This window comes from Brevundimonas sp., from assembly GCF_032017145.1.
In the GTDB taxonomy this organism is placed as follows: Bacteria; Pseudomonadota; Alphaproteobacteria; order Caulobacterales; family Caulobacteraceae; genus Brevundimonas.
The window spans coordinates 1-2,818 of sequence record NZ_DALZQC010000190.1 but is presented as its reverse complement, the minus strand read 5'-3'; the positions used below and the strand labels follow the sequence as shown (position 1 = coordinate 2,818).

Genomic DNA, 2,818 nt, shown 5'->3' with positions numbered 1-2,818 from the left:
GGACAGGGCGGCGGCGCCCATCAGGAAGGAACGGCGAGAGGGGGTCATGGTCGGATTTCCGGCTTCGGCGACGTCTGCGGCGCCTATTTCAGGTCGATGGACTGGACGGCGTCGCCGCCCACGGCGAAGCGCGCGCGGTCCCAACCGGCCGGTCCCATGTTGCCCACCGCATTGTTGGAGAAGGCGAAGGGCTCGGTCGGCATGCCGAAGGGATTGGTGTTCATCTTGCCGTCGCCGTTCAGGTCGTGAAAGGCGCGCACGGCGTAGTCGCCGTCGGGCAGGTTGTCGAAGGTGACGCTGGTCTGACCGGTCGCCGCATCCGCCATGGCCGCCTTGGCCGGCCCGCCCTGCCCGCCATAGGCGGCGGCGCTGTCATACAGGGCGACCATGATCCTTCCCTGATGGGCGGCGGCGGGAAACTGGATCGTCAGATCGGCGGCCAGGGTCGGCGAGGCGACGGCGGCGACCAGCAGGGCCAGGGTCGGGGTGATGGCGGAGAGGGTTCTCATGTCGGGCGTCCTGATCGGGGGAGAACCGACGACCGGCTCTCGATGACCGGACCCTGCCGACGCCTCCGCCGCGCCGCCACGTCAGTTGCGGCGATGACCGCCCCGCCTTCGCCAACGACCGGCCCCGTCCACTGACGAAGCGCGAACGAACGCCAGTTTGAACAGGCCGCAAAGGCTCTCGCGCCATCCACGAAAAAGGCCCGGAACCTGGGTTCCGGGCCTGTCTCTCTCGATGCCGCGAACCCGGACCTAGTCCAGGGTGCGCTTGATCTCTTCGACCGTGAAGCACTCGATGTAGTCGCCTTCCTTGATGTCCTGGAAGCCCTGGAACTGCATGCCGCATTCCTGGCCCGAGGGCACCTCGTTGACCTCGTCCTTGAAGCGTTTGAGCGTGTTGAGCACGCCCAGCTCCAGCACCACCACGTCGTCGCGGATGATGCGGACGCGGGCGCCCTTGCGCACGACGCCTTCGGTGACGCGGCAACCGGCGATCTTGCCGATCTTGGAGATGTCGAACACCTGCAGAACGGCGGCGTTGCCCAGGAAGGTTTCCCGCTGCAGCGGCGCCAGCATGCCCGACAGCACGCCCTTCATGTCGTCCAGAAGGTCGTAGATGATCGAATAGTAGCGGATCTCCACGCCTTCGCGCTCGGCCAGGTCGCGCGCCTGTTTCGAGGCGCGGACGTTGAAGCCCAGGATCGGCGCCCCGGCCGACTTGGCCAGGTTGACGTCGCTCTCGGTGATGCCGCCGGCGCCGGAATAGACGATGCGGGCGCGGACTTCGTCGTTGCCCATCTTCTCCAGCGAGGCCGCGATGGCTTCGCCCGAACCCTGGACGTCGGACTTGATGACGACCGGCAGTTCGCTGATCTTCTTGGAGCCCAGCTTGGCCATCATGTCGACCAGCGAGACCGAGCCGCCCGAGACTTGGGCCTTCTCACGCTTCACACGCTGACGATATTCGGTCAGCTCGCGGGCGCGGGCTTCGGAATCCACCACGGCGAAGACGTCGCCCGGAGACGGGGCCTCGTCCAGACCCAGGATCTCGACCGGAACAGACGGACCGGCTTCGGTCAGCTGTTCGTTGCGTTCGTTCAACAGGGCGCGAACCTTGCCCCACGAACCGCCGGCGACGACGATGTCCCCGCGCTTCAGCGTGCCGCGCTTGACCAGGACGGTGCCCACGGGGCCGCGGCCCTTGTCCAGCTTGGCCTCGATGACGACGCCTTCGGCCGAACGATCAGCGTTGGCGCGCAGGTCCATGACCTCGGCCTGCACCAGGATGGCTTCAAGCAGGCCGTCTAGGTTCATCCGCTCCTTGGCCGACACCTCGATGATCTGGGTGTCGCCGCCCAGGCTTTCGGCGATGACCTCGTACTGCAGCAGTTCGTTGACGACCTTCTGCGAGGTGGCGCCGGGCTTGTCCATCTTGTTGACGGCGACGATCAGCGGGGCCTCGGCGGCCTTGGCGTGCTGAATGGCCTCGATGGTCTGGGGCATGACGCCGTCGTCGGCGGCGACGACCAGCACCACGATGTCGGTCACGGTGGCGCCGCGCGCCCGCATGGCCGAGAAGGCGGCGTGGCCCGGCGTGTCCAGGAAGGTGACCTTCTGGCCGTCTTCCAGACGCACCTGATAGGCGCCGATGTGCTGGGTGATGCCGCCGGCCTCGCCGCCCGCGACGTCGGTCGTGCGCAGGGCGTCGAGCAGCGAGGTCTTGCCGTGGTCGACGTGGCCCATGATGGCCACGACGGGTGCGCGCGTCTCGGTGGCGCCCTCGTCGTCGGCCTCGGCCAGGAAGCCGGTCTCCACGTCGGATTCGGACACCCGCTTGACCGCCATGCCGAACTCCTCGGCCACCAGTTCGGCGGTGTCGGAATCGATCACGTCGTTGATCTTCATCATCATGCCCTGACGCATCAGGAATTTGATGATGTCGACGCCGCGCACGGCCATCCGGTTGGACAGTTCCTGCACCGTGATGACGTCGGGGATGACCACTTCGCGCGGACGGTTCGGCGCGTCGGTCGATCCGCCCTTGCGCTTTTCCTTCTCGCGTTCGCGGGCGCGGCGAACCGAGGCCAGCGAGCGCATCCGTTCGGCGGCGTCGCCGTCGCCGACCACCGACTGGATGGTCATGCGGCCTTCGCGGCGCTTGGGCTCGCCGCGCGTGCGGCTAACGGCCTTGCCGGCGTCGGAGAAACGCTTGTCGCGATCGTCGTCGCGGCCGACCGGACGGCCGAAGCCTGCACCAGGCGCACGGCTGGGGCGCGCCACTTCCGGCGTCGCGGGCGGCGCGTTCGGCGCGG

Annotated in this window: 2 protein-coding genes; both read right to left on the bottom strand. The window is 67.8% G+C overall.

From position 1 onward, the window contains the following. Positions 1–83: 83 nt before the first annotated feature. Positions 84–509: a DUF2141 domain-containing protein gene (locus tag RTU05_RS17675; protein ID WP_312599604.1), complete on the bottom strand. Its 426-nt coding sequence runs from the start codon at positions 507–509 to the stop codon at positions 84–86. A gap of 249 nt (positions 510–758) precedes the next feature. Further along, a partial coding sequence (gene infB / locus RTU05_RS17670; RefSeq protein ID WP_312599603.1) for a translation initiation factor IF-2 occupies positions 759–2,818 on the bottom strand: 2,060 nt, incomplete at its 5' end.